The 24,012-nt window shown below is 72.1% G+C and carries 21 protein-coding genes and 3 tRNA genes; 8 read left to right on the forward strand and 16 right to left on the reverse strand.

The genetic code is table 11. The features are described 5' to 3' along the window. Positions 1–76: 76 nt before the first annotated feature. Entirely contained in the window at positions 77–676 is a 600-nt protein-coding gene (locus tag NDAS_RS05455) for a TetR/AcrR family transcriptional regulator (RefSeq protein ID WP_013152143.1), read from the reverse strand. A 90-nt stretch (positions 677–766) separates the two neighbouring features. Between NDAS_RS05455 and NDAS_RS05460 the strand changes: the two genes are divergently transcribed. From NDAS_RS05460 to NDAS_RS05470, 3 genes are read left to right on the forward strand one after another with little or no spacing between them, the layout of a single operon-like run. Further along, on the forward strand, positions 767–2,323 hold the full coding sequence (locus NDAS_RS05460; protein WP_013152144.1) for a class I adenylate-forming enzyme family protein: 1,557 nt from the start codon (positions 767–769) through the stop codon (positions 2,321–2,323). Between the two features lie 16 nt (positions 2,324–2,339). Next, positions 2,340–3,521 (forward strand): acyl-CoA dehydrogenase family protein, encoded by a 1,182-nt coding sequence (locus NDAS_RS05465; RefSeq protein ID WP_013152145.1) that lies wholly within the window; start codon positions 2,340–2,342, stop codon positions 3,519–3,521. Continuing rightward, entirely contained in the window at positions 3,518–5,347 is a 1,830-nt protein-coding gene (locus tag NDAS_RS05470) for an alkyl/aryl-sulfatase (protein WP_013152146.1), read from the forward strand. Before NDAS_RS05465 ends, NDAS_RS05470 begins: the two co-directional genes overlap by 4 nt. An 81-nt stretch (positions 5,348–5,428) precedes the next feature. On the opposite strand, the gene NDAS_RS05475 is transcribed toward NDAS_RS05470, so the two are convergent. The 5 genes from NDAS_RS05475 to NDAS_RS05495 all read right to left on the reverse strand — a co-directional run bounded on the left by NDAS_RS05475 (position 5,429) and on the right by NDAS_RS05495 (position 9,283). Further along, a complete protein-coding gene (locus tag NDAS_RS05475) occupies positions 5,429–5,887 on the reverse strand; it encodes a carboxymuconolactone decarboxylase family protein (RefSeq protein ID WP_013152147.1) in 459 nt (152 codons plus the stop codon). Continuing rightward, on the reverse strand, positions 5,884–6,279 hold the full coding sequence (locus NDAS_RS05480) for a GNAT family N-acetyltransferase (RefSeq protein WP_013152148.1): 396 nt from the start codon (positions 6,277–6,279) through the stop codon (positions 5,884–5,886). Before NDAS_RS05480 ends, NDAS_RS05475 begins: the two co-directional genes overlap by 4 nt. A 165-nt stretch (positions 6,280–6,444) precedes the next feature. After that, positions 6,445–7,548, reverse strand: coding sequence for an LLM class flavin-dependent oxidoreductase (locus NDAS_RS05485; protein WP_013152149.1), 1,104 nt, complete (start codon positions 7,546–7,548; stop codon positions 6,445–6,447). Between the two features lie 177 nt (positions 7,549–7,725). Further along, positions 7,726–8,193 (reverse strand): MarR family winged helix-turn-helix transcriptional regulator, encoded by a 468-nt coding sequence (locus NDAS_RS05490; RefSeq protein WP_013152150.1) that lies wholly within the window; start codon positions 8,191–8,193, stop codon positions 7,726–7,728. 148 nt (positions 8,194–8,341) lie between these two features. Then, positions 8,342–9,283 carry a DUF5996 family protein gene (locus NDAS_RS05495; RefSeq protein ID WP_013152151.1) on the reverse strand — a complete coding sequence of 314 codons (942 nt, stop codon included), beginning with the start codon at positions 9,281–9,283 and terminating at the stop codon, positions 8,342–8,344. A gap of 539 nt (positions 9,284–9,822) precedes the next feature. On the opposite strand from NDAS_RS05495, the gene NDAS_RS05500 reads away from it, so the two are divergent. Beyond that, a complete protein-coding gene (locus tag NDAS_RS05500; RefSeq protein WP_013152152.1) occupies positions 9,823–10,479 on the forward strand; it encodes a hydrolase in 657 nt (218 codons plus the stop codon). Between the two features lie 128 nt (positions 10,480–10,607). Further along, positions 10,608–10,916, forward strand: a complete 309-nt coding sequence (locus NDAS_RS05505; protein ID WP_013152153.1) for a GNAT family N-acetyltransferase — start codon at positions 10,608–10,610, stop codon at positions 10,914–10,916. Between the two features lie 444 nt (positions 10,917–11,360). Here the strand turns inward: NDAS_RS05505 and NDAS_RS28830 are convergent, their stop codons facing one another. The 4 genes from NDAS_RS28830 to NDAS_RS05525 form a co-directional block, all read right to left on the reverse strand. Beyond that, positions 11,361–11,531: a hypothetical protein gene (locus NDAS_RS28830; protein ID WP_156910828.1), complete on the reverse strand. Its 171-nt coding sequence runs from the start codon at positions 11,529–11,531 to the stop codon at positions 11,361–11,363. A 144-nt stretch (positions 11,532–11,675) separates the two neighbouring features. After that, positions 11,676–12,362 carry a CBS domain-containing protein gene (locus NDAS_RS05515; protein ID WP_013152154.1) on the reverse strand — a complete coding sequence of 229 codons (687 nt, stop codon included), beginning with the start codon at positions 12,360–12,362 and terminating at the stop codon, positions 11,676–11,678. 224 nt (positions 12,363–12,586) lie between these two features. Then, on the reverse strand, positions 12,587–13,171 hold the full coding sequence (locus NDAS_RS05520) for an acetate--CoA ligase family protein (RefSeq protein WP_081461700.1): 585 nt from the start codon (positions 13,169–13,171) through the stop codon (positions 12,587–12,589). A gap of 35 nt (positions 13,172–13,206) precedes the next feature. Then, positions 13,207–14,205 (reverse strand): IS481 family transposase, encoded by a 999-nt coding sequence (locus NDAS_RS05525; protein WP_013152155.1) that lies wholly within the window; start codon positions 14,203–14,205, stop codon positions 13,207–13,209. A gap of 265 nt (positions 14,206–14,470) precedes the next feature. Between NDAS_RS05525 and NDAS_RS05530 the strand changes: the two genes are divergently transcribed. Further along, entirely contained in the window at positions 14,471–15,136 is a 666-nt protein-coding gene (locus NDAS_RS05530) for a CBS domain-containing protein (protein WP_013152156.1), read from the forward strand. Then, positions 15,133–17,499, forward strand: a complete 2,367-nt coding sequence (locus NDAS_RS05535) for a glycoside hydrolase family 65 protein (RefSeq protein ID WP_013152157.1) — start codon at positions 15,133–15,135, stop codon at positions 17,497–17,499. Before NDAS_RS05530 ends, NDAS_RS05535 begins: the two co-directional genes overlap by 4 nt. Here NDAS_RS05535 and NDAS_RS05540 read toward each other — a convergent pair. The 5 genes from NDAS_RS05540 to NDAS_RS05560 all read right to left on the reverse strand — a co-directional run bounded on the left by NDAS_RS05540 (position 17,485) and on the right by NDAS_RS05560 (position 20,504). Next, complete coding sequence (locus NDAS_RS05540; protein ID WP_013152158.1) at positions 17,485–18,426, reverse strand: universal stress protein; 942 nt, start codon at positions 18,424–18,426, stop codon at positions 17,485–17,487. The two genes, NDAS_RS05535 and NDAS_RS05540, sit on opposite strands and share 15 nt — an antisense overlap. Positions 18,427–18,577: 151 nt before the next feature. After that, a complete protein-coding gene (locus tag NDAS_RS05545; RefSeq protein WP_013152159.1) occupies positions 18,578–19,543 on the reverse strand; it encodes a universal stress protein in 966 nt (321 codons plus the stop codon). A 683-nt stretch (positions 19,544–20,226) separates the two neighbouring features. Next, positions 20,227–20,303 (reverse strand) — tRNA-Val (locus tag NDAS_RS05550). A 16-nt stretch (positions 20,304–20,319) separates the two neighbouring features. Beyond that, a tRNA-Cys gene (locus NDAS_RS05555) sits at positions 20,320–20,390 on the reverse strand. A gap of 41 nt (positions 20,391–20,431) precedes the next feature. Further along, a tRNA-Gly gene (locus NDAS_RS05560) sits at positions 20,432–20,504 on the reverse strand. A gap of 231 nt (positions 20,505–20,735) precedes the next feature. Between NDAS_RS05560 and NDAS_RS05565 the strand changes: the two genes are divergently transcribed. After that, entirely contained in the window at positions 20,736–21,917 is a 1,182-nt protein-coding gene (locus NDAS_RS05565) for a molybdopterin molybdotransferase MoeA (RefSeq protein ID WP_013152160.1), read from the forward strand. 263 nt (positions 21,918–22,180) lie between these two features. Here NDAS_RS05565 and NDAS_RS05570 read toward each other — a convergent pair whose 3' ends face one another. Then, on the reverse strand, positions 22,181–23,947 hold the full coding sequence (locus NDAS_RS05570; protein ID WP_013152161.1) for an MFS transporter: 1,767 nt from the start codon (positions 23,945–23,947) through the stop codon (positions 22,181–22,183). Positions 23,948–24,012 lie beyond the last annotated feature (65 nt).

A 24,012-nucleotide genomic window follows, 5' to 3' on the forward strand; every position in this document is an offset into this window, starting at 1 on the left:
CTCATTCCTGGACAGAACGTCCGATAACGTTCTGTGCGTCCAGAACATAAGGGCAGTGACCCGCGCCACACAACCCCTACGTGGGAACCGAGTCGAAACCCGTCGCCCAGTAGCGTCCGCGCCGGGACAGCTCGACCAGCGTCTCCACCACCTGTTCGGCCCCGGGGCGCGGCGCGGGCAGCTCCAGCCACCACAGGAGCACCGAGACCTGCTCTCCGACCCAGGCTCGCGCGATGACGCGCAGGTCCACCCGCGGGCTGATCCGCTGGGTCCGCGCCCGCTCGGCGAAGATGTCGTGGGCCGCCGTGGTCCACGCCTCGACCAGGGCCCGCAGGCCGCGGCCGTCGCCCTCGCCCCGCAGGATCAGCCGGTAGACGTCGGGCTGCTCGGCCGCGTGGCGGAAGAGCTCGGCCACCGGCCGCCCGGTGAACCCGACGCCCTCCCAGTCCGCCGGGGTCATCCGCTCCCGCAGCTCGGCCAGGACGACCTCGACCACGTGGTCGTAGAGGGCCTCCTTGTCGCGGAAGTGCGTGTAGAACGTCGCCCTCCCGGTGTCGGCCGCCGCGGCGATGTGCTCCACCCTGACCCCGGCGTATCCGTGTTCGAGCACCTGGGCGACGAACGCCGCCCGCAGTGCGGCCCGCGTGCGCAGGGTCCGTCGATCCTCGTTTGTCATGAGGCCTTTCTAGCAACGTTCGCACCCCTGGACAGATCCTGGACAGTATGTCTAGTATCTTCGCGTTCGCTCGTCGTCTCTGGAGGGTCCGTGAACCTTGGTGGCTACCTCACCCGAAGCGCGTCCTACTGGCCGGAGGCGCAGGCCCTGGTGTCCGGGGACCGGCGCTGGAGCTACCGTGATCTCGAACAGGAGGCCAACCGGCTCGCCTCCGCCCTGCTCGCGCGCGGTTACGGCCTCGGCATCGCCGTCGCCACCCTCGCGGGCAACCGTGGCGAACTGGTCGTCGCCGAGATGGCCGTCTGCAAGGCGGGGTGCCTGCGCGTGCCGATCAGCGCCCGACTGGCGGCGGCCGAGGTCGAACACGTCCTCCTGGACGCGCGGGTGCGGCTGATCCTCGTCGACGGGGCCAACCTCGGCGCGGTGCGCGAGATCGTCGACGGGCGCGCGCTCGACTGCCTCGTCGTCGCCTTCGACGACGGGGCCGACGCGCCCCTGACCTACACCGCCCTCCTCGCCGAGGGCGACCCCGCCCCGGTGGCCGTGGACCTCGACCCCCACGCTCCGGCGGTGCTGAACTTCACCTCCGGTTCCACCGGCACCCTCAAGGCGGCCGTCCAGACGGTCGAGAACCGCCTGTCCAACATGCGCAAGCTGGCGATGAACCCCCAGGGCTCGGTCGGGCCGGACTCGGTCTACCTCGCACCCGGCCCCATCACCCACGCCAGCGGCATGGGCATCCTCGGCTGCTTCTTCCGCGGCGCCACGGTCGTGGTGCTCCCGTCCTTCGACGCCGAGGCCTACCTCGACGCCCTCGAACGCGAGGGCGTCACCCACACCTTCCTGGTGCCGGTGATGCTCAACCTGGTGCTGGCCTCACCGACCGCGGGGCGCCGGGACCTGTCCCGGCTGCGCAGCGTCACGGTCGGCGGCGCGCCGGTGAGCCCCGCGCGCCTGCGCGGTGCCGTCGAGCTGTTCGGACCCGTGGTCAACCAGGGCTACGGGCAGGGGGAGACCACGAGCGCCATCACCTTCCTCACCTCGGAGGACGTGGTGCGGGGGATCGAGTCCGACCCCGAGCTGCTGCTCTCCTGCGGGCGCCCGGTCTTCGACACGGAGGTCCGTGTGGTCGACGACGGGGGAGAACCGCTGCCCGCGGGCGAGGTGGGCCAGATCGTGGCGCGGGGGCCCGACTGCGTGCGGGAGTACTTCCACGCCGCGGAGGCCACGGCCGAGACCTTCCGCGACGGCTGGGTGTACACCGGCGACCTCGGCTTCCAGCGTCCGGACGGCTACCTGTTCATCGTGGACCGCCAGAAGGACATGATCATCTCCGGCGGCTACAACGTCTACTGCACCGAGGTGGAGGCCGCCCTCTACGAACACCCCGCCGTCTTCGAGGTGTGCGTGGTGGGCGCCCCGGACGAACGGTGGGGGGAGACCGTCAAGGCGTTCGTGGCGCTCCGACCCGGCGCCGGGGCCAGCGGGGAGGAACTGCGCGAGTTCTGCGCGACCCGGCTGTCCCGGGTCAAGCTCCCGCGCGTCGTCGAGTTCGTCCAGCAGCTCCCGCGCAACCGCAACGGCAAGATCGACCGCCGCGCCCTTCGCCAGCGCGAGTGGGCGGGCACCGAACGAAAGGTGGGGTGAGCGGGCCGTGACCTTCATGCTGCGACCGGGCCACCACGACAATCCGCGCCTCGACGCGCTGGTCACCGGGCTCCGGGACTACCTGTCCGGAGAGCTCGCCGACTACGAGGAGGAACTCGGACTGACCCCCGAGGCCGAGCTGCGCCGGTCCATGCTGGAACCGGTGTGGCGGCGCAGCCGCGAACTCGGCTTCTACGGCGTCCACCTGCCCGAGCACCTCGGCGGACAGGGACTGTCCCACACGGAACTGGCGGCGCTCAAGGAGGAGGTGGGCGCCTCCGGCCGCGTGCTGGCCACGAGCGTGCTCGGCGACATGGGCGGACCGCTGCGGATCGGCGCGATCTTCGAGCACGCCACCGAGTACCAGACGGAGAAGTACCTGCTCCCGGTCGTCAGGGCCGAGCGCGCGTGCTGCTTCTCCATGACCGAGGACGACGCGGGCTCCGACGTGCGCCGTATGCGCACGACCGCGACCCCGGTCGCCGGCGGCTACCGCGTCACCGGGCACAAGGTGTTCAGCACCGGCGGCACCTTCGCGGACTTCTCGATCCTGGTCGCCCGCCTGGACTCCTCCGACGACCGGTACTGCGCGTTCTTCGTCGACCTGGACTCCCCGGGCTGTCGCGTCACACCCGGCAGGACGCCCCTGTCGGGCCAGAACATCGAGAGCGACGTCGTCCTCCAGGACTGTTTCGTCCCCTCGGAGAACCTGCTCGGCGAGGAGGGGCAGGGCCTGCGCATCGCCCTCGGCCGGGTCACGACGAACCGGCTGCTCCACTGCCCCACCGCGCTCGGCGCGGCCCGGCGGGCCATCCGCCTGGCCCTGGACTTCGCCGCCACGCGCCAGGTGTCCGGCGGACTCCTCATCGAGAAGCAGGCGATCCAGCACAAGCTCGCCGACATGGCCACGGACTTCTACGCCGCCCGTTCGATGACCTACGACGCCCTCGCCGCGCTCGACGCGGGGGAGCGGCCCCGGGTGGAGTCCTTCATGTGCAAGCTGTTCGTGGCCGAGCGCGCGTTCGCCATCGCGGACCAGGCGATGCAGATCCACGGCAAGGCCGGGATGGTGCGCGGCGCCCCGGTGGACGTGATCTGGCGGCAGCTGCGCATGTTCCGCGTGCTGACCGGCGCGTCGGAGATCCAGCGCAACGGCATCATCCGCGAACTCGCCAGAGCCGAGGGGGCCCCGGCATGACCGACGCGAAGCCACCGGAGCGGGACCTTCCCGCCGAGGACGGGCAGGACACGCGCGACGCCGAACGCGGCTTCCTGGGGACTCTGGAGCCCGCACGCGTCACCGACGCCGCCGGACGCGTCGTGTACGACGCCGACGCCTACGCCTTCCTGGACGCACCGGCGCCCGCGACGGCGAACCCGAGCCTGTGGCGGCAGAGCCGGCTCGCGGCCAGGCACGGCCTGTTCGAGGTCACCGAGGGGATCTACCAGGTCCGCGGGTTCGACCTGGCCAACATGACCCTGGTCGAGGGCGACTCCGGCGTCATCGTGATCGACACGCTGACCTCGACCGAGACCGCGGCCGCGGCGCTGGCGCTCTACCGGTCCCACCGGGGCGACCGGCCGGTCACGGGCGTGGTCCTCACCCATCCGCACGCCGACCACTTCGGCGGTGCGGGCGCCGTCCTCGCGGACGCGGCCGACGACGTCCCGGTGCTCGCGCCCGAGGGCTTCATGGAGCACGCGGTCTCCGAGAACGTCTACGCCGGTCCGGCGATGGCCCGGCGGTCGGGTTTCATGTACGGCACCGCGCTCGAAGCCTCCGCCACGGGGCACCTGGGCTGCGGCCTGGGGCAGCGCCTGGCCACCGGCACGATCGGACTGGTCGAGCCCACCGAGTCGATCACCCGGACCGGCCAGGTCCGCGTGGTCGACGGCGTGGAGATCGAGTTCCAGCTCACGCCGGGGACGGAGGCGCCGGCCGAGATGAACATGTACTTCCCCGCTCGGCGGGCGCTGTGCCTGGCCGAGAACGCCGTGCACACGATGCACAACATCATCACGCTGAGGGGCGCCCAGGTCCGCGACGCCCGGCAGTGGGCGCGCTACCTCACCGAAGCCCTCCAGCTCTTCGGCGGCCGCTCCGACGTCGCCTTCGCCACCCACCACTGGCCCACCTGGGGCGCCGACCGGATCGAGGGGTTCCTGACCGGGCAGCGCGACCTCTACGCCTACCTGCACGACCAGACGGTGCGCCTGATCAACCGGGGCCTCACCCCCCGCGAGATCGCGGAGGAGCTGACGCTGCCGCCCGCCCTGGACCGGCAGTGGGCCAACCGCGGCTACTACGGGTCGCTGAGCCACAACGTCAAGGGCGTCTACCAGCGCTACCTCGGCTGGTTCGACGGCAACCCCGCCCACCTGTGGGAACACCCGCCGGTCGAGGAGGCCAGGCGGTGGATCGGCCTGCTCGGCGGTGTCGACCGGGCGCTCGCGCACGCGGACGCCCTCGTCGAGGAGGGCGACCTGCGCTTCGCGGCCACCCTGCTCAACCACGCGGTCTTCGCCGAGCCCTACCACAGCGGGGTGCGGCAGCGGCTGGCCGACGTCTACACCGCGCTCGGCCACGGCTGTGAGAACGCGACGTGGCGCAACTACTACCTCACCGGAGCCGGGGAACTCCTCCACGGCCCCGGGGCCGCGCGCCGCTCCGGCGGCTCCCGGCTGCTGGCGGCCCTCGACGTCGGGCAGCTGCTCGACTCCCTCGCCGTGCGGGTCGACGGGCCCGCGGCCTGGGAACTCGACCTGCGCATCGACCTGTGCCTCGACAACGACGACGCCCTGTGGCACCTGCGTCTGGCCAACGGCGTGCTCGTGCACTTTCGCGACCCCGACCCCGACCCGCGGGCCCAGCTGACGCTCACCACGACCAGGGGACGGCTGGTCGCCGTCATGACGGGCCGAGGGTGGGAGGAGCTCGAGTACGAGGGCGACCTCCGGGTACTCCGGGCGCTGCTCGACGTGCTGGGGGCGCCTGACCCCGCCTTCGACGTCGTACGGCCCTGACCCGCCCGGCCCGGACCCGTGGCCGCGCCTGCGGCCGGCCACGGGTCCGCCGTTCCCCCGCCGGTGCGGACGGCCTCCTCCCTACTGCCCGAGCACCGGGTGGCCGCTGGCGATCGAGATCCGGTTGAACGCGTTGATGAGCGTGGTCGTCCACTCCACCGCGGAGATCTGGGCGGTGGTCAGATGGGCCGCCGCGCGAGCGTTGACGGCCTGCCGGTCGACGGTCGGATCGAGCACCGTCAACGACTCCGCCAGTTCGAGCGCGGCCCTCTGCTCGTCGGTGAACAGCCCGGCCTCGCGCCAGGCGGGCAGCACGTCCAGGGCGCCCTGCTTCACCCCCGCCTTGCGCGCCTTGGGGAGGTGGACGCTCAGGCAGGTCGGACACCCGTTGATCTGGGACACCCGGATGTTGACCAGTTCGATGGTGTCGTCGCCCAGGCCCGCCTCCCGCGCCGCGGTTCTGGAGGCCGCCGCCGCCTTGAGCATCGCCCCGTAGACCTCGGGGTGCTCCTTGTCGATGTAGGGGCGCTCCGCTCTCACGCGCCGCCCCCCTCGACGGTCTCCTTGACCAGGGCGAGGTCGGCCGGCCTGGGCCGACGGAACCGTCCGCCCCGGGCCGTGTACTCGTCGCCGTGCTCCCGCAGGTGCTTGGCGAAGAGCGGGCACACGGGGACGACGGTGAGGTTGCGGCGAGCGCTGTCGGCCAGCGCCTCACCGACCAGTAGCCCGGCCAGACCCCGGCCGCCGAACTCCGGTGCGACCTCGGTGTGGAAGAAGACGCGCTCGCCGGGTGCCTGGGGCGGGTCGACGAAGTCCGCGCGCCCGGCGGGGGTGCCGTCCTCCAGACTCACGGTGTAGGCGCTGACGGCGCGTGCCTCGTCCAGCGCGACGTGGACGACGGCGCCGGTCCTGTCTGTTCGCGGCTCTGTCACGGAAGGCCTCTCTGGTGGGGACGGTGTTCGGCTCGGTCGGTGGCGGACACGGCGGCGGTCCGGACCGGGGGGTGGACGCCGGTCCGGGCCGCCCGGGGCGGGCACGGCGGCGGGTTCTCGCCGCGACCGGAACGGGAACCCGCCGTGGGGATCGGTCGTCGCGCCTCAGCCCGTCGCTGTCGCGGAGGCGTTTCCGGTGTCGCGGGCGGAGAGCAGCGAGGCGTGGGTGGGCGCGTCGGGCACGTGCGCGGGCCGCCCGGCGGCGAACTCCTCGCGCAGCACCGGCACGACCTCCTCGCCGAGGACGTCGATCTGCTCCAGGACCGTCTTCAGGGGTGTCCCGACGCCGTCGACGTTGAACAGCTGGCGCTGGTAGTGGCCGAAGCTGTCACGGAAGGCGAGGGTCCTGTCGATGACCTGCTGGGGGCTGCCGACGGTCAGCGGGGTCTGGTCCATGTACTCCTCCAGCGACGGTCCGCCGCCCATCAGGGGGTGGTGGTCGAAGTAGGGGCGGAACTCCCTCACCGCGTCCTGGGAGTTCTTGCGCATGAACACCTGTCCGCCCAGGCCGACGACGGCCTGTTCGGCCCTGCCGTGGCCGTAGTGCTCGAAGCGGCGGCGGTAGAGCGAGATGAGCTTCTTGGTGTGCGTGGCGGGCCAGAAGATGTTGTTGTGGAAGAAGCCGTCACCGTAGAAGGCGGCCTGCTCGGCGATCTCGGGGCTGCGGATGGAGCCGTGCCAGACGAAGGGGGGCACCCCGTCCAGGGGGCGGGGGGTGGAGGTGAAGCCCTGCAGGGGGGTGCGGAACTTGCCCTCCCAGTCCACCACGTCCTCGCGCCAGAGCCGGTGCAGCAGGTTGTAGTTCTCCAGCGCCAGCGGGATGCCCTGGCGGATGTCCTGGCCGAACCAGGGGTAGACGGGGCCGGTGTTGCCGCGGCCCATCATCAGGTCCACCCGGCCGTCGGCCAGGTGCTGGAGCATGGCGAAGTCCTCGGCGATCTTGACCGGGTCGTTGGTGGTGATCAGCGTGGTGGAGGTGGACAGGATGAGCCTGTCCGTTTTGGCCGCGATGTAGCCGAGCATCGTGGTCGGTGAGGAGGCCACGAAGGGCGGGTTGTGGTGCTCGCCGGTGGCGAAGACGTCCAGGCCGACCTCCTCGGCCTTGAGCGCGATGGTCACCATCGCCTTGACGCGCTCGGCCTCGGTCGGCGTACGGCCGGTGGTGGGGTCGGTGGTCACGTCACCGACGGTGAAGATCCCGAACTGCATCGCACCCGTCTCCCTGTGGTCGCTGTGCCGACTGCCGTGGCGAACGCGGTGCCGGGCGTGGTCGCCCCCGTCGCGGCATCATCGTCTTTTTGTTGATGTATCAACCATGGTAGCCCAAATGAAAGTTGATCCATCAACGGAATAACGCGGTATTCCCCGGGGCCGCGCGCCGCCCGCTCAGTCCGGCTGCTTCTGCATGTGGTCCACGACGCGGTGGGAGAGCCGGGCGAACGTCCTGAGCTGGTTGGGGGTCAGGGCGTCGACGAACAGGCGGCGGACGTGCTCGACGTGCAGGGGCGCGGCCTCCTCGATCGCCGCGTATCCGGCCGGGGTGGCGACGATGAACGCCCCGCGTGCGTCGTCGGGGCATTCCTCCCTGGCCACGAGCCCGCGCTTGGCCATCCGCCGGACCTGGTGGGACATCCGGCTCTTCTCCCAGTTCACCATTTTGGCCAGTTCCAGGAAGCGCATCCTGCCGTCGTCCGTCGCGGTGAGGTTGACGAGCACGACGTAGTCGGAGGCGGACATCCCGGAGTCGGCCTGGAGGTGACGGGACAGCCGCCCGATGAGCGTCTCCTGCATGCGGATGAAGCCGTCCCAAGCGGCCTTCTCGTCCGCCTCCAGCCAGCGCGGCGTCTCGTTCATGGGCGCAGTGTAACGAAGAAGTTGACGTCTCATCCACTTGGGACGAAGCGGCCGGGGCGCGGCCCCGCGTCGGGCCGGGCCCTCCGAAAGAGCGGAGGGGACCCGTCGACGGGGGCCGTCATCCCGACCCGGTCCGTCCCGTCGTCCCTCAGGACGCGGGGGTGCCCTGCCACCGCAGGGGGTCGTCCTCCAGCGCGGAGCGGTCCCAGTTCCCGAGGTTCGCGGCGGCCTCGTAGGTGGTGCGCAGGAACTCGGCCACCGCGCGGTCGGGGTCGGGCGCGGTGCGGGCGGCCTCGTAGGGCAGCAGGAACTGCTGGAACTCGGTGCTGTAGTACGCGCCCTCGGGGCCCACCGGCTGGTCGGCGAACCCGTCGGGTGCGGGGTAGGCGTAGGAGTAGAAGGCGCCCTCCTCGCCGCCGCCGGGCCAGAAGCCGCAGCTGGACAGCTCCCGGGAGTAGCCCTCCACCATGACCCAGTCCCCGCAGTTGGGCGCTCCGCCCGGGTGGGGCGGGGCCGTCCGCCCGGAGAAGCGGGTGCAGGCCAGGTCCATCGCTCCCCAGAAGAAGTGCACCGGGCTGACCTTGCCCACGAAGTGCGACCGGAACTCGCCGATCACCCGGTTCGCCTGGAGCAGCTGACGCCAGAACAGGGCGGCCGCCTCCCCGTCGTAGGAGGCGTGCTCGTGGTCCTCGGCGAAGGGGATCGCGGGCTCGACCTCGTTGGGACTCGGCCGGATCGGTGCCTCGATCCCGAGTCGGCCGAGCATGTCCATGATCCGGGTGTAGAACTCGGCGACCGGCATCGGCCGTAGCGCGAAGCTCCGCTCGCCGCCGTCGCTGCTGCGGATCCGGAGCTGGTGGTCGACGAAGTCGAACTCGATCTCGAAGGCCCCCGTGCCGTACGGGACGGCCGAGGTCGTCAACCCGCGCGGGCTGACGTAGAGGGTCACCTGCCACCAGTGGTTGATCAGCGGAGCGTGGGCCATGCGGATCTTGCCCACGATCTGGGTCCACATGTGCAGGGTGTCGCGGGTGGGGGTCCAGTCCGAGACCCGCAGGCTCGGCCAGTTCGTGGCTGAAGGGCTGGTCATCGCTCACTCACTTCCTTCTGTACGCCAAGGGGCGGAGGCGGCCGTGCGCCGCGGACGGGTGTCCTGACCCCCGTCCCTCCCGGAGCGAGGCGGGCCGCGGTCCTGCCGGTCCCCGCCGCACCCCCGGCGGCCGACGGCCTCCGGAGGGGCGGCGCCCCGCGTCGCCTGTGGGTGCGAGACCCCCGCTGGTCGTTGATACATCATCCGGACAGTAGGTGACAAGTCAACTTGCTGGTAGGCGATCCGTGTTCGGTGGCGGCGGTGGATCCGAGTCCTGGTTTGGTTGACACATCATCCAATGATGCTAATTTTGGTGATGCGTCATCTAACTCACCGGAGACGCGCCGTCACTGGCGCGGAGGGCCGTCTCCCATGCGGAGAGGCCGCGCTGGTCCGCGCAGCGGTGTCGGCCGACGCCGCGTGACGTCGGCCGGTACGGGCGGCACGGGCACGGGCGCGTGCGCCCGTGCCGCCCGCACGGCGGCCGGCGGTGTCCCGGCCGAGCCCCCAGAGCACGAAACCCCTGAGAGGAACCCCCTGTGAGCACCAAGGCCAAGAACGGACTCCAGGCGCTGCTGACGCCGGAGGAGAGCATCCTCGTCCTGATCGACCACCAGCCGTTCCAGTTCGCCAACCTCAACAGCCACGAGCCGTCCATGGTCGTCAACAACACCGTCGGCCTCGCCAAGGCCGCCAAGGCGTTCGGCGTTCCGACCATCCTGACGACCGTGCTGGAGGAGCGCGGCGGCTACCTCATCCAGGAGCTTCAGGACGTGTTCCCGGAGCAGAAGCCGATCGACCGCACGTTCATCAACACCTGGGAGGACGAGCGCGTCGTCGACGCCGTCAAGGAGACCGGCCGGAAGAAGGTGGTCATGGCCGGTCTGTGGACGGAGATCTGCCTGGCCATGCCGGCGATCCAGGCGGCGGGCGAGGGCTTCGAGGTCTTCGCCGTCACCGACGCGTCGGGCGGTGCCACGGCCGAGTCCCACGACATGGCCGTGCGGCGCATGGTCCAGGCCGGCGTGGCGCCGATCACCTGGCTGGCCGTGGCGGGCGAGTGGCAGCGCGACTGGGCCCGCGAGGAGACCATGCAGGGCATGGTCGACGTCCTGACCCAGCACGGCGGTGCCACCGGCATCGCCTTCGCCTGGGAGACGCAGATGCTGGCCAGCCGTGCCGCGAACGGCGCCTGAGGACACGACCGCGCGACGGGGCCGGTCCGCGGCGGGCGCGGCCCGTCCCCGACCGGTCCCGTCGCCGACGAGGACACCGCCGGTCAACGGCGTGAACAGGCTGACACACCAACACGAGGGGAGGACCCGTGGCGGTCCAGGTGGGCGACGTGCCCCAGGCCAAGCGCTATGAGGCCCGCGTCGACGGAGAACCCGGGGTCGCGGGCGTCGCGGAGTACATCCGCACGCCGGAACTCGTCGCGTTCGTGCACACCGAGGTCGCGCCGGAGCACGAAGGCAGAGGAGTCGGGTCCGCGCTGGCACGCACGGCCCTCGACGAGGCGCGGTCCGCGAACCTGCGCGTGCTGGCGACCTGCCCCTTCTTCGCGGGCTGGATCGCCCGTCATCCCGAGTACCAGGACCTGCTGTACCGGTCCCGGAGCAGGGTCAGCGACTGAACGGTCGGCCACGGCGGTCGTCGACGTCCCCCCGACCGGGGATACGGCCGCGTCGTCGGAACGCCTCCCTGACCGAAGCAGCCGCTGACGGTCGTCCCGGGGTGTGAACACGTATGCGCGGGAGGGCGGAGCCACGGCTCCGCCCTCCCGCCGCGCTGCCCGGAAACGACCCAGGCCGGAGCGTGTGCTCCGGCCTGGGAAGGTGGTGGGCGATACAGGATTCGAACCTGTGACCTCTGCCGTGTCAAGGTGGTCCCGGCTCCGCAGCGACCTGCGCCGATGAGCATCCACCCAGGTCGGAGCGTTCCGTTGAGGGATCTTCACGGCGATTGGGAGCCGTTGGGAGAGGTTCGCGTCTCCCGGAAACCTCCCACTGCGGGATGGGAGACGCCCGTCTCCCACCCCGCCCGGCAGGGCGCTTCCGGTCCCGTGAAGGCCCCTCGGTCACCGGGAAAGGGCGATCGGGACGGAGTCCTCCCGCTGGTCACGATGGGTCACCATCGCGGCTGTTCTGCTGCTCGCGGGCATCGCCGCGGTGGCCGACCCCACGCTGTGGTCGCGGATCATCCACGCCTGGCCGAGCTTCGCGCTCATCGGTGCGTACGAGCTGCTCATGAGGGAGTTCCGCACGACGGCGAAGAGCGTACGCACCGCGTCCGCAGACGATGGACAGACGACGAAACCGATATTCGAAGACCGAGGAGGCTCAGGGCTCCATCGCGTCGGAGCGCCGATGGCGGTGGGCCGACACCCGGAGTGTCAGGGCGTCCCCGCCCGCCACTGGACGTGCTGGGGAACGACGTCGTCGGCGTGCCAGCGCAGCTCGGAGTCGACGGCCACCACGCCCTCGATCTGCCGAACGCGGTGGATCAGCTTCTCGACGTCGCTGCGGTGCTCCACATCCCCGGTGAGCCTCACCACCCCGTCCTTGACCGTGGCGGCGGGTTCCGGCAGGACCTCCCTGATCACGCCCCGCGTCTCCTCGGCGATGTCCTCGTCCTCCCGTACGAAGACCGACAACAGGTCCCGCCTGCTGACGATCCCGAGCAGGTGCCCGTCCCCGTCGACGACCGGCAACTGTTTGACCCCGTGCCGCTCCATCAAGCGGGCGGCGAGGACCACGGACGCGTCGGAGGACACCGTGACGGCGGGGCCGGTCATCAACTCGGCCGCGTTCCTCGCCGTGGCCTTGTCGCCAGCGCTGCCTCCCGAACCCAGCCGGGCGCGCAACCGGGCGCGCAACGGAGGAGCGTAGTCCCCTCCTGTGAACTCCTCCTTGTGGAGCAGGTCCTCATCCGAGACCACGCCGACCACACAGCCCTCTCCGTTGGTCACGGGCAGAGCGCTCACACCGTGCGTGACCAGCATCTCGGCGATCTCGCGGTAGCCGGTGTCCCCGGTGACGGAGAAGACCTCGGTCGTCATGACGTCGCTCACAGTGTGCATCGCGAACTCCCCTCGTGTACCGTCCCGGACGGCGGTCGGCACGGTCCTGTTCTCACGGGAACGCTCCTCGGACGCTCCGGCTCCGCTCCGGTCCCCCTCCCAGCCTTCTTCGTAGGCGACCTGCCCACCAGGGTCCTGGGCCCCGGCTGCGTCGGGCCCTACGGCTCCTCCCGGCAGGGACCCGCGCTCTCGGCCTGGTCACGGAGCCGCGGCTCCGGCGACGGTCACAGCGGTCGGAGCGCGCGCAGGTACGGGTCCCCGTGCGGATACCTGGCCACCCGGACGCGGGCGTCGACGCACACCGCCGACGAAGGACCGATGACGACCGGGTTCATCTCGAGTTCCGCGATCTCCGGCAGGTCCTCGACCAGCTTCGAGAGCCTCAGCAGGGGTTCCCGCAGTACCGCGGGGACCGCACCCCTCTCACCCTCCCGTTCGCCCAGGCGTCTGAGCTCGGGTACGGACCGGATCATCTCGTCGGCGTCGGCGTCGGTCAGCGGAATGAGCCGGGACGCCCCTGAGCCCAGCACCTCGGCGTAGCTTCCGCCGGGTCCGCACGCGATCACGGGGCCGAAGTCGGGCTGCTGGACCGAGCCGATCAGGGCCTCGAAACCGGGAGGGGCCATGCCTTGGACGACGAAGCCGCGGACCCTTCCCCGGAACCGCTCCGCCAGCGCACGGTAGGCCTTCCGGAACCGCTCCTCCCCGGTGAGGCCGAGGTACAGGGCTCCGGCGCGGCCTCGGTGGACGACGCCTGCCACGTCCGCCTTGAGGGCGACTGGCCCGGGGATCTCCGCCGCCGCTCGCAGCGCCTCCTCCTCGTTACGTGCGCGGCGCCACGGAGCTAGGTGTACTGACCTGAGAGGTTAGGAACGCGGGAGGCGGGAGGGCCGCTGATCGCGGTGTGGAACCGGTGGTGATTGTAGTGATGCAACCACCCGGGGAACGCCTCCCGCCTTTCGCTCTCGGATTGGTAGGGGCGGGCGTAGGCCCATTCGTCGGCCAGGGTGCGATGGAAGCGCTCCACCTTGCCGTTGGTCTGGGGCCGGTAGGGGCGGGTGCGTTTGTGCTTGATGCCCTGGCCATAGAGCAGGCCGCGCCACAGGTGGGACGTATAGCAGGCCCCGTTGTCGGTTAGCACCCGCTCCACCACGACCCCCGCTGAGACGAAGTAGGCGTGCGCCCGCTCCCAGAACCCGGTGGCGGTCTCCTTTTTCTCATCGGCCAGGATCTCGGTGTAGGCCAGGCGGGAGTAGTCGTCGATGGCGGTGTGCAGGTAGCCGTAGCCCAGCTTGGGGTTGCCGTGGTTGTTGCGCGGGGCGTGCGCGGTGGTGGTGCGATTGCGGCGGCCTTGCGCGCGTCCCTGGGTACGGTGTCCGCCCCCGGCGGGGATGTTGCCGAGCTTTTTGATGTCCACATGCACGAGCTCGCCCGGTCGAGCGCGCTCGTAGCGGCGTACTACCCGGTGAGTGGCCCGGTCCAGGTGGGACAGTCGGGGCATGCGGTAGCGGGTCAGGATCCGGTGCACGGTCGAGGGATGCATGCCCAGGTGGCCGCCGATGCGGGCCGGGCCCCATCGGCGGGTGCAGCGGAGTTTGATCACGCGGCGTTCGCGGCGGGCGGGGGTGCGCTGGGGTGAGCGGTGCGGGCGACTGGAGGCGTCGTCCATCCCGGCCTGGCCTTGGGTGCGGTAGCGGTCGGCCCAGCGTTTGGCGGTGGTGGTACTGGTCTGGAAGCGTTCGGCGGCACGCCTGAGCGGCCAGTCGTCTTCGACCACGCAGCGGGCCAACGCCAGGCGCCCTGCGGGTGTGAGTGTGGCGTTGGCGTGGGTAGTGTGGGGCATCGAGGGCCTTCCGGTTCGGTGGTAGATGTCGCAATCCACACCGATACCGGAGGCCCTCTTTGTGTGTGTCAGGCGGGGTGGGTGTTACCAACCTCCGTGGTCAGTACACCTAGGTCCGAGCGGCCCGTGAGGCGAAGGTTGTCCCCGGTACGGGTCCAACGTCCCCCTACCGGGGGCCGTTCGCTCCGGTGCGCGGCGGAGCGGCTCCGGGCAGGTTCGGGGTGAGCACGATGGGCCGGACGGGTTCCCGGGATGGGAGGCCCCCATGACCAAGACCGTCGGCGACCTGATGACCACGAGTGTCCTGGCCGCCCGGGACGACGCCGGGTACAAGGAACTGGCCGCCTTCATGCGGGACCACCATGTCAGCGCGGTGCCCGTGGTGGACGGCGGGCACCGCGTCCTGGGCGTCGTGTCGACCGCCGATCTGCTGCTCAAGCTCGCCGACCCCGATCCGGAGGAGGGGTACACCGGCGAGCCCTTCCGTGAGCGGCTCGCCCGGATCAAGAGCACGGGCACGACGGCTCGCGAGCTGATGACCTCTCCGGCGGTCACCGTCACCGCCGCCACCGCGCCCCGTGAGGCGGCGGGGCTGATGAGACGGCACGGGTTCAGGCGGCTGCCCGTGGTGGACGGGGACGGGCGCCTCGTGGGCCTGGTCGGCCGGTCGGACCTGCTGCACGTGTACGCGGTGGACGACGCGGACCTCGAACGGCGGGTGCGGGAGGACGTCGTCCGCGGCCGGTTCGGGCTGACCGACGTGGAGACCGGCGTCAGCCACGGCGTGGTCACCCTGAGCGGCGAGGTCGCGCGCCGGTCCGACATCCCCCGTCTGGCGCACGCGGTGCGCGACGCCGAGGGCGTGGTCCACGTCCGCTGCCACCTGACCCACCGCCTCGACGACCTCACCCTCGGAGGAACGTCCCGATGAGCCGCTGGACGCTGGTCTACGAGGGGCGGGACCCGGATGGCCAGGGCGTACGCGAGACCCTGTGCACCTTGGGGAACGGTTACTTCGCCACGCGCGGCGCGCCGCCCGAGGCCCGTGACGACGGAGTCCACTACCCGGGCACCTACGTCGCCGGCTGCTACGACCGCGCCGTCTCCGAGGTCGACGGGCACCGGGTGGAGAACGAGGACCTGGTCAACGCCCCCAACTGGCTCCCCCTGACCTTCCGCGTCGGTGACGGCGACTGGTTCGAACGACCGGACCCGGCACTCCCGCAGCGCACCGAGCTGGACATGCGCCGAGGAGTGCTGACGCGGACCTTCCACGTGGTGGACGACGGCAGGAGGACACGGGTGGCCCAACGGCGCCTGGTGTCGATGGACGCCCCGCATCTGGCCGCCCTGGAGACCACCTTGGTGCCCGAGGGTTGGAGCGGGACCGCGGTCGTCCGGTCCGCCCTGGACGGGAGGGTGGCCAACCGCGGCGTGGCGCGCTACCGCGACCTGAACGGACGTCACCTCCACCCGCTGGACACCGGCTCCGACGGCCCCGGCCTCGACTGGCTGCGCTGCCGGACCCTGTCCTCGGGCGTCGAGGTCGCGCTCGCCTCCCGGACCCTGGTCTCCCAGGGACCCCGGCCCGCGGCCCGTGAAAGCCCCGCGGGCGACGGCTGGGCGGCCACCGACCTGATCCTGGACCTGAGGAGCGGTGAACAGACCACCGTGGAGAAGACGGTGGCCCTGTACACCTCGCGCGACCGCGCCGTCGGCGACATCCTCGACGCGGCCCGCGACGCCCTGGAACGGGCGGGCGGATTCGACGAACTGCTGCGCCGACACACCACCGCCTGGCACCACCTGTGGCGGTCCTGCGCACTGGAGGCCGGGGACGAGGAGGAACAGCGGGTCCTCAACCTGCACCTCTTCCACCTCCTGCAGACGCTGTCGCCCCACACGGCCGACCTCGACGCGGGTGTGCCCGCGAGGGGCCTGCACGGTGAGGCCTACCGCGGCCACGTCTTCTGGGACGAGCTGTTCGTCCTTCCCTTCCTCAACCTCCACTTCCCCGAGACCGCGCGAGCCCTGCTGCGCTACCGGTGGCGCAGACTGCCCCAGGCGCGGGCCATCGCCCGCGCCGCGGGGCTGAGGGGCGCTCTCTTCCCCTGGCAGAGCGGGAGCGACGGCAGCGAGGAGTCCCAGAGCACACACCTCAACCCCCGCTCGGGGAGGTGGATCCCCGACCACTCGCACCTGCAGCGCCATGTCGGGCTCGCGGTCGCCTACAACGTCTGGCAGCACCACCAGGCCACCGGCGACACCGCCTTCCTGACCGGGTTCGGCGCGGAACTGCTGTTGGAGGTCGCCCGCGCCTTCGCGGACATGGCCGTCTACGACAAGGCTTTGGACCGCTACGTGATCCGCGGTGTGATGGGCCCCGACGAGTACCACGACGGCTACCCCGGCCGCGAGGACCCCGGTCTGGACGACAACGCCTACACCAACCTCATGGCGGTGTGGGTCATGCTGCGGGCGCTGGACACCCTGCGGGCGCTGCCGGGACCGAGCCGCAGGGACCTGGAGGAGTCCCTCGGGCTGGACGCGGACGAGGTCGAGCGGTTCGAGACCCTCACCCGCAAGATGCGCGTCCCCTTCCACGAGGGAGTCATCAGCCAGTTCGCCGGTTACGGGGACCTGGAGGAGCTCGACTGGCGGGACTGCCGCGGCGTCCGGCGCCTGGACCGCTTCCTGGAGGCCGGGGGCGACAGCTGCAACCGCTACAAGGCGTCCAAGCAGGCCGACGTGCTGATGCTGTTCTTCCTGCTACCCGCCGAGGAGATCGCCGACATGCTGCGCCGCCTCGGCTACACCTACGATCCCGGGCTCATCCCCCGCACGGTCGACTACTACCTTGCACGCACCTCGCACGGGTCGACCCTCAGCTCCGTGGTGCACTCCTGGGTGCTGGCCCGGACCAACCGGGAGGAGTCCTGGGACTTCTTCCGCAGGGCGCTGAGCACCGACGTCGACGACGTCCAGGGCGGGACCACGGCCGAGGGCATCCACCTGGGGGCCATGGCGGGCACCGTCGACCTCCTCACCCGGTGCTACACCGGCCTGACCACACGCGGTGGAGCCCTGCACCTGAGCCCCCTGCTGCCCGCCGAACTGGACCACCTCTCCTACGGACTGCGCTACCACGACCACTGGGAGGTGGGCGTGGACGTGCGCCGCGACCACGTGCGGGTCACCCTGCCACCCTCGGCCGGGCCGCCCGTCCGGGTCCGCGTCAAGGAACGCCACGCCCTGGTCGCCCCCGGCTCGTCCTGTGTCCTACCCCTGTGGTGACCGGGCCGACCTAGCGCTCCGACCGGTGTGCACGCGCGCCACGACCACCGGGACGGGGCTGCGGTGCAGCACCTTCTGGCTGACCGAGCCCAGCAGCAGCCCCCGGAAGCCCCCCGTGCCGCGGGCACCGACGACGACCACGTCGGCGGTGCCCGCGGCCTCGACGAGGGCGTGAGCCGGGTGGTCGTGGCGTACGAGGACCAGGATCCGGACCGCGACGTCCCCGGTCCGCTCGTCGCGGGCCTCGTCCACCATGCGGTGCATCCGCCTCTCGGCGTGCAGCATCACGGCCTCCGGTCCGACCAGGTCCAGCGTCAGCCGGCCCACCGCCTCCGCCGAGGGGCGGACGTGCAGGACCGTCAGGCGCGCGCCGCGCCGGGCGGCCTCCTCCAGCGCGAACCGCAGGGCGGCGTCCGAGTCGGGGGAACCGTCCACACCCGCCACCACGTGGCCGCACCGCTCCAAGGACGCCTGCGGCGGCACCACCGCCACGGGGCACGCGGCATAGGCGCACACACGGGGTCCCACCGCATCCGGTGGGAACCTCAGGGCGTCCGGCCCCCGGGAGCCCACGACGACCAGGGCGGCCCGACGCGACGCGGCGACCAGCGCGGCGGACGGATCGGCTCGCACCGACTCGGTGCGGACCGCGAGTCCGGGGTGGTCCCGGGCCGCCAGGGCGGCTTCCTCCGCCGGAGCGTGCCCCGCCCCGCCGTCCCCGTGGCCGAAGAGCGACGTCCGGAGGCGGACGAACGGCTCTCCGGGGTGCTCCGCGCCCTCCGCGCGCACGACGACCAGCTCCGCCCCCCGGTCGGCGGCCTCCGCGGCGGCCCAGCCCACCACCGTCCAATCCCTGGAGGTGTGGCCGACACCGACGACGACCGGACCGCCCGTTTCCCCGACGGTGTCCACGCCCTTCCCGACCACTGAGCTCCTCCTCCATCACCCGAACGGCGGTGCGGGGCGACGTCGCCCCGAGGGCGCACACGGCGGTGCGCGACCGTCGCACCGGACCGTCGGTGTCGTCCTACCCCGTGACGCGGCCTCCTTCCGGGTTCTCCGGAGAGCGGTTCCGGGATCAGTCCCCGCTCCTCCCCGAGCGGGAACGCGCCACGACCACCGGCACGCGGGCGTGGTGCAGCACCGTCTGGCTGACCGATCCCAGCAGGAGACCGGCGAAACCACCGCGTCCCCGCGAACCGACGACGATGAGGTCGGCATCATCGCCCCTGGTCAACAGTGCGTGGGCGGCCTGATCCTGAACGACCTCGACCCGCACCGGAACGTCTCCGGTGCGCTCGGTGCGGGCCTCTTCGACCAGGGCACGCACGTGTTCGTCGGCGCGCGAGACCAGGTACTCGCGGACCGCGGCGTGCGCGGCGGGATCCAGCGCCGTGACGTCGACGGGGTTCGGTATCTCCCAGGCGTGCACCGCCACGAGTTCGGCGCCGGTACGGGCCGCCTCGTCCAGGGCGAAGCGCAGCGCGGCCCGTCCGCCCGCGGAACCGTCCAATCCGACCACGACGCGCCCGCGCTCCCCTCGCACACGGGGATCCCCTCCGCCGACAGCCTCGTCGGGGCCCGGCACCACGGCGACGGGACATGTCGCGTGAGCGCTGACGCGGACGCTCACCGAGCCCAGGAACACCGAAGCGGTACCGCCCAGGCCGCGCGAGCCCACGACGGCCATCTCAGCCGACCGCGAGGCCGTGAGCAGGGCGCGGGCCGGATCCAGTTTGGAGACCTCGGTGCGCAACTCCAATCCGGGACGGGTCCGCGCAACGTGGTCGACGGCTTCCCGGAGCAGGCGCTCGGCCCAGTCCGCGAGCTCCGGTGTGGGCGGCACCCGCCCCGTGAACCCCAGCGGCGCGCTGATCACGGGCATGCTCAGTGCGTGCAGGACCAGCAGTTCCAGACCGCGGTCGGCCGCCGCCCGGGCAGCCCAGTCCAGTGCCGCACGGCTCCCCGGTGAGCCGTCCACACCCACGACGATCCCCTCCGTGCCGCGGTGTGCCCGGACGCCCTCCTCGTCGGTGGTACCCATGGGCGCGGTCCTCTCCTCGAAGGCGCGTCCACGGGACGCGCTCTGCGTCGGTGGGCGGGCGGTGTCCGAGCGTCGCGTACCGGTCCCACAGCGCGGGACGCCCCCCTGTGTCGGCTCCACCGGAGGAGCTGCGCGCGGCGACGGGGCGCGCGTTCCGAAACCCGCGATCCCCCCTGTCGGGACACCGTCATGTACCCGTTCCTTCGAGCCTGCCCGGAAATCCTCTTGAGGGTTAGAGCCGTCGTACCCGGCGTGAGACGACCTTCGTCCTTCGTCCCGGTCCGGCCGTCCAGCTACGCTGCCGGGGTTCACGTTCAACGAGGGCCGCCACACCCACCGCACGTGGCTGGCCGAGGACGGGATCCCCGAGGTGGCCCGCGCGGCCAGGTTGGGGCACAGGGTGCCGGGGATGGCCCGGGTCTACGAGCACGTGACCCCGCAGATGAGGCGGCGTGTACTCAGCGTGCTGGAGAACCGGTGGGGGGAGCGTGACGGCTCTCACGGCCCGGGAGCGCGCGTGGCTCTTCGCCGTGGCGCCGACGCTCGGAGAGCACTACCGTGGAAACAGCGAAAGCGGGCTCCGAGAGGAACCCGCTTCGAAGACGATCTCCCAGATATCTCCCAGTCTGGGCTGACCGGTCTTCGCTCACATGTCAGATAAACCCTCTGACCTGCGGTGATGCTGGTGGGCGATACAGGATTCGAACCTGTGACCTCTACCGTGTCAAGGTAGCGCTCTAACCAACTGAGCTAACCGCCCGCGTGTAGCGATGGGGAGGTGGAGACGGGATTCGAACCCGTGTAGACGGCTTTGCAGGCCGCTGCCTCGCCTCTCGGCCACTCCACCGAGTTGCACGTAAGGCGCCGGGGCACCTCGCGTCTCCTCCGAGCGGACGACGGGATTCGAACCCGCGACCCTCACCTTGGCAAGGTGATGCTCTACCAGCTGAGCCACGTCCGCTTGCTGCCTGGCGTCCGGCCCGTGGGCCCCGCCGTGCTGCTGGTAAGAACTCTAGCGGAAAGTCGGCAGACGGCAAATCGGCGCTGGGAGGGGCCGGTTCGGCGCTCCCGGCGCGGGTAGGCGGCCGTGCTGTCGGAGGACGCGCCGGGGCCGTCGGAGCGGACGTTGACGTCCGCGTCATGCGCCCGGGTGGACAATGGAGGACACCGGCGTGACGAGGGGGAGACGGGTATGGGAGCGGGCGGCTGCACCGGGGGACACGGCGGGCACCGGTCGTGGCCGCGGGCGCGGGAGGCCGCCCGGCTCCTGGGCGGCGGCAGGCCCCCGGCTCCGCGGGAGCTCCCCCTGGAGGACGCCCTGGGCGCCGTCCTCGCCGCGGACGTGCACGCGTTGACGGGCCTGCCCGCCTTCGACGCCTCGGCCATGGACGGCTTCGCGGTGTCGGGCCCGGGGCCCTGGCGGCTGGTCGGCAGGCGGCTGGCCGGGGCGGCGGAGGCACCCGTGGGCCTGCGCCCGGGCGAGGCCGTCGAGATCGCCACCGGCGCCCGTGTGCCCAAGGACACGGAGTGCGTCGTGCCCTACGAGCTGGCCGCCGTTCGGGACGGGACGGTGGACGGGCCCGCGGAGGCGGGCCGCCACGTGCGCTGGGCGGGGGAGGAGACCGCCCCCGGCGAGACCGTGCTCGAACGGGGAGCGGTGGTCGGCCCCGCCGCGCTGGGTCTGGCCGCCAGCCTGGGCCACGACACCCTGCCGGTGCTGCGCCCCCGGGTCTCGGTCCTGGTCACCGGTGAGGAGATCACCACATCGGGGCTGCCCGGCGACGGCAGTGTGCGCGACGCCATCGGTCCGGCGCTGCCCGGGGTCGTCGAGCGCGCGGGCGGCCGGATCGCGTCCCTGCGCCACCTGGGCGACGAGCGGCGTCCGCTGCTCGACGCGCTGGAGGGCGCGGACGGCGACGTGGTCGCGGTGTGCGGTTCCTCGTCCCGGGGGCCGGCCGACCACCTGCGTTCGGTCCTGGAGGAGCTGGGCGCCGAGGTCGCGGTGGACGGGGTCGCCTGCCGCCCGGGCCACCCGCAGCTGCTCGCGCACACCGACCGGACCGTGTTCGTGGGCCTTCCCGGCAACCCCGGGGCCGCCCTGGTCGCCGCGGCCACCCTGCTGGTCCCCCTGCTGGCCGCCATGACCGGACGCCCGGACCCCGGAACGGGTCTGGCCCGAGCCGTCCTGGAGGGCGCCGTCACCGCTCACCCCCGGGACACCCGGCTGGTCGCGGTGCGCCTGGACGGCGGCCGGGCGCGGCCGGTGGGCCACGACCGTCCGGGCAGTCTGCGCGGCGCCGCGCTGGCCGACGCCTACGCGGTGGTGCCGCCGGACTGGGACGGCGGCGAGGTGGAACTGCTCCGCGTGCCCTGAGACCGTCCCCGCGTCCGCTCGGAGACCGGTCCGGCGTCGGCTCAGAGGCCACTCCCGCGTCCGCCCGGCGGCCGCCCCCGCTCCCCGTCCAGAGACCTGACCAGGGGTCCTCCCGCCTCCACGACGTCGGGGCGACCGAACCGCGTTCTCATGCGGGGACCGTACAGAACCCCGCGGCGCGGCTCCAGGGGTGTGACCCGGAAGGGGCGGACACGCGCCGGGCCCCGGAAGGCGTCGCCTTCCGGGGCCCGGACCCTCGCGTGCTAGCCGTCGGAGCGGTTCCGCTCCGGCGCGGCCTGGGTGTCACCGGCCGCGGGGTCGGCGGCCACCGGAGCGGGCTCCTGCCCGGCACCCGTGGTCCCTCCGGCCTCCTCGGCGCCCGCGGCCTCGGCGGCCACCGTGGCCCCCGCGGTCCCGGCGGTGCCCACGGCCTCGACCGTCTCCTCCAGGGCTCCCTCGGCGGGGCCCTCCACCGGCTCCACCGCCGGGTTGCCCCGACCGCGCAGCAGCACCCACGCCTGCGCGGCGGCGGCCAGGACGATCACCACGGCGATGACGCTGGTCAGGTGCATGCCGTCGGTGAACGCCGTCCGCGCGGCGAGCATCAGCGCGTCGCCCGCGGCGCCGCCCACCTCGGCGGCGGCGTTCGCGGCCCCGCCCAGGGTCTCCCGGGCGGCGTCCACAGCCCCCAAGGGCACGCCCTCCACGGCGGTCAGGTTCGCCCGGTAGGACGCGGTCAGCACACTGCCCAGCAGCGCGACGCCCAGCGCCGCGCCCAGCTCGTAGGCGGTCTCGGAGATCGCCGAGGCCGCGCCCGCGCGCTGGGGCGGGGCCGCCGCCATGATCGCGCCGTTGGTCAGCGTCTCAGCGAACCCGGAGCCGGTGGCGATCAGCGCGAAGCCCGCCGTCACGAGCACCACACCGGTCACCACGTTGCCCTGCGGCGCGAAGACCAGGACCGCAAACCCCGTCGCGGTCACCAGCAGGGACCCGCCGATCACCGTGGCCAGACTCAGGTGGCGCGACAGCCGCACCGCCACCAGCCCCGCCAGCACCGACAGCACCAGGCCCGGCACCAGCACGAAACCGGCCCGCATCGGTGAGACGCCCAGCACCAGCTGGAGGTACTGCGTCAGGAAGAACAGCGACGACACCAGCGAGAACACGATCATCAGGTTGGTGGCCACCGCCACGCTGAACACGCGGTACCGGAACAGGCCCACGTCGATCAGCGGGTCGTCCAGGGCCTTCTGGCGCCGGACGAACAGGTAGCCCAGGCCCAGGCCGACCGCCAGGGAGACGACCGGGACGACCGCCAGGCCCTCGGTGGCCAGGTTCTTGACGCCGTACACGACGGGCAGGATCGCGGCCATGGACAGGACCACGCTCAGCGGGTCCAGGCGGCCCGAGTCGGGGTTGCGCGACTCGCGCACCAGCAGCGGGACCAGCACCAGGATCAGCGCCATCACCGGCAGGTTGATCAGGAACACCGAGCCCCAGAAGAAGTGCTCCAGGAGCCAGCCGCCCAGGATCGGGCCGAGCGCCGCGCCGCCGGAGAACCCCGACGCCCACAGGGCGATGGCCAGCAGGCGCTGGCGCGGGTCCAGGAAGATGTTGCGCAGCAGCGACAGGGTCGAGGGCATCAGTGAGGCGCCCGCCAGGCCGAGCAGGGCGCGGGCCGCGATGAGCACCTCGGCGGTGGGTGAGAACGCGGCGAGCAGCGAGGCCGCGCCGAAGGCGGCCGAACCGATCATGAGCAGGCGTCGCCGGCCGATGCGGTCGCCGAGCGAGCCCATGGTGATCAGCAGTCCGGCAAGGACGAAGCCGTAGACGTCGACGATCCACAGCAGCTGGCCCGCGTCGGGCCGCAGCTGCTCGCTGAGCGCGGGGACGGCGAACCCGAGCACGGTGGAGTCGACCGAGATCAGGATCACCGGGAGGACCAGGACGGCGAGCGCGGTCCATTCGCGCGGGCCCGCGAGGGCGGGCGCCGCGCCGACGGTGCCGTTTCCGGTCTGGGCGGAACTCATCTTTCCTCGTTACGTGTCGCTTGTGTGCGCGCCGCACGGCTGTGAGGGCGCGTTCGGACCGGCGG

Origin of the sequence: Nocardiopsis dassonvillei subsp. dassonvillei DSM 43111, assembly GCF_000092985.1 — a bacterium.
GTDB classification, from domain to species: domain Bacteria; phylum Actinomycetota; class Actinomycetes; order Streptosporangiales; family Streptosporangiaceae; genus Nocardiopsis; species Nocardiopsis dassonvillei.

Coding starts and splice junctions, on each gene's coding strand:
- NDAS_RS05570 (WP_013152161.1), bottom strand. CDS start 23,947: ATGAGTTCCGCCCAGACCGGAAACGGCACCGTCGGCGCGGCGCCCGCC.
- NDAS_RS05455 (WP_013152143.1), bottom strand. CDS start 676: ATGACAAACGAGGATCGACGGACCCTGCGCACGCGGGCCGCACTGCGG.
- NDAS_RS05470 (WP_013152146.1), top strand. CDS start 3,518: ATGACCGACGCGAAGCCACCGGAGCGGGACCTTCCCGCCGAGGACGGG.
- NDAS_RS05490 (WP_013152150.1), bottom strand. CDS start 8,193: ATGAACGAGACGCCGCGCTGGCTGGAGGCGGACGAGAAGGCCGCTTGG.
- NDAS_RS05525 (WP_013152155.1), bottom strand. CDS start 14,205: ATGCCCCACACTACCCACGCCAACGCCACACTCACACCCGCAGGGCGC.
- NDAS_RS28830 (WP_156910828.1), bottom strand. CDS start 11,531: ATGAGCAGCTCGTACGCACCGATGAGCGCGAAGCTCGGCCAGGCGTGG.
- NDAS_RS05515 (WP_013152154.1), bottom strand. CDS start 12,362: ATGCACACTGTGAGCGACGTCATGACGACCGAGGTCTTCTCCGTCACC.
- NDAS_RS05535 (WP_013152157.1), top strand. CDS start 15,133: ATGAGCCGCTGGACGCTGGTCTACGAGGGGCGGGACCCGGATGGCCAG.
- NDAS_RS05530 (WP_013152156.1), top strand. CDS start 14,471: ATGACCAAGACCGTCGGCGACCTGATGACCACGAGTGTCCTGGCCGCC.
- NDAS_RS05565 (WP_013152160.1), top strand. CDS start 20,736: ATGGGAGCGGGCGGCTGCACCGGGGGACACGGCGGGCACCGGTCGTGG.
- NDAS_RS05545 (WP_013152159.1), bottom strand. CDS start 19,543: ATGGGTACCACCGACGAGGAGGGCGTCCGGGCACACCGCGGCACGGAG.
- NDAS_RS05465 (WP_013152145.1), top strand. CDS start 2,340: ATGCTGCGACCGGGCCACCACGACAATCCGCGCCTCGACGCGCTGGTC.
- NDAS_RS05495 (WP_013152151.1), bottom strand. CDS start 9,283: ATGACCAGCCCTTCAGCCACGAACTGGCCGAGCCTGCGGGTCTCGGAC.
- NDAS_RS05485 (WP_013152149.1), bottom strand. CDS start 7,548: ATGCAGTTCGGGATCTTCACCGTCGGTGACGTGACCACCGACCCCACC.